Source organism: Streptomyces sp. NPDC051133 (assembly GCF_040682635.1).
Lineage (GTDB): Bacteria > Actinomycetota > Actinomycetes > Streptomycetales > Streptomycetaceae > Streptomyces.
In genome coordinates, this window is the sequence record NZ_JBFBBK010000217.1 from 1 (window position 1) to 1667 (window position 1667).

At 65.2% G+C, this 1667-nt stretch carries 1 protein-coding gene and 1 pseudogene; one reads left to right on the plus strand and one right to left on the minus strand.

What is annotated here, in order from left to right; translation table 11 throughout:
- The coding region (locus AB0N17_RS46540) for a hypothetical protein (RefSeq protein ID WP_366017712.1) at positions 1 to 214 on the minus strand (214 nt) is incomplete at its 3' end.
- A 1079-nt stretch (positions 215 to 1293) separates the two neighbouring features.
- On the opposite strand from AB0N17_RS46540, the pseudogene AB0N17_RS46545 reads away from it, so the two are divergent.
- Positions 1294 to 1488 (plus strand): annotated as a pseudogene (locus tag AB0N17_RS46545) (transposase); the annotation flags it as partial.
- Positions 1489 to 1667: the final 179 nt, after the last annotated feature.

Sequence of the window (1667 nt, forward strand, 5' to 3'; positions counted from 1 at the left end):
GCTTGAGCGGGGCCTCCAGCGCGAGCTTCACGGCGTTGGCGCCGGTCGCCTCGTCACCCTCGAGCTCCAGCTTCTCCACGGCAGCTCGGACAGCGGCCACCGTTGTCTCCAGCCAGCCGTCCTCAATCAGTTCTTCCAGGGCCTCTTCGGTCAGCGTTGAACGGGTATCGGTGAGGTCCTCTGCGACGAGTCGGACGCCGCCGTCATTCCGCATCCGCAGCAGCGCCAGGACAGCTAGTAGCCGGCCCTGAGGAGTGCGGCCGACGCCGGCGTTGTGGAGGTAGGAGAGAACGAAATCGGTGTACGCGGCGTAGGCCTTTCGGACCGTTCCACGGGCAGGGGGCGGTCCGTAACCACGCTGGGAGACTGACCTGGCTCCACGTGGTTCTGGTGCCCCCTGTGCAGCGGCCTCAGCGGCCTCAGCGGCGCAGACGGTACAGGTGGACGGGCCGGGGCGAGCCTTTCTGCATGGTGCCGTCCTCATCGGATCCGCTCGAGTAGTCGGCGTACTCTCTTTGACGATCTTGCATCGAGGCATTTGACGGGCGCACGCCGAGCACGTCTCCGCGATCAGCCACACTCGGCCCTGCACATCGGGGATCAGTACAAGAACCGGCCGGCCTGAACACTTGGCGACCGGCGTCGGATGCCACGCACACGACTCACGGCGGCAGCGGCAAAGCGTGTCGGGCTTCACCTCAATGCGCGCGACATGGTTACGAACGTGGCGAAGCGCCTCCGCCCGGGCCTGAACAGGATCCCGGAACCGCGTAGGAATTGGCACGCAGCCCGGATCGGCACAGTCGATCACGCACACACCAGCAGCGGGCCGGCCATACGGAACGAGCCGCACAGTCCAACGGCGGCCCGGACGTCCCCGTGGCAAAGGGTCACACTCCCAGACATCGTGGACGGCCTGATGACCTGAGCTGGCTGGCAGCATCTGCCATAACCGCCCGACGACCAGTGTCCTCACTCATGAAAATCCCGACGCCATCGGTATCGGGCGGTAACAGAGTCTGCTGTAGCTCAACTGGAAAAGTCTTATGACTCCGATCAAGATTGGCGTTTTTGCGCATCTCTCTAGGCTCAGCTCAGAGACTTGCATCGCACGCTTGCCGCAACTTCGGTTGAACGGTACGTGCTGGAGTACGACGAAGCTGTCCTTTTCAACCGCCGCGCCGTAGCCTCGGGGGCAGCTGGCTGGGCTCGGTGTCGCTGACCCGGTCGATATCCGGGCCGACGGCGGTGAGAACCAGGTGCTGCAATTCCTCCAACTCCAACGCTTCGACCTCCCGTTACACGGGATGGAGGGGTGCAGCTATGGCGAGCGGCGCCGGTGCCTCGCCCATCACCAGGGCCTCCGGCAAGAAGTCGAGCATCACCCGGCGGCGGGTGTAGAACGACCGGCTCAACCGCGTCGGCTATCTCTGGGCCTTAGCCTCCATCACGGCCTCGCCGGGCGCCAAGGCTCACTACCGGCGCCGCTGCGACGACCACGTGGTGTAACGCAGCCCGGGTGGTGTGCGAGTCGTCGCCAGCTTTGTCTTGTGCGGGTGAACCTGTCGTGCTGCAGGTGGGCCGGCCGGTGTACCCGGCCGGTCCTGGGGGTGTCAGCCGTTGTAGTTACTGGCGATCGCGCAGAGGGTGAACGAGCCGACGCCGAA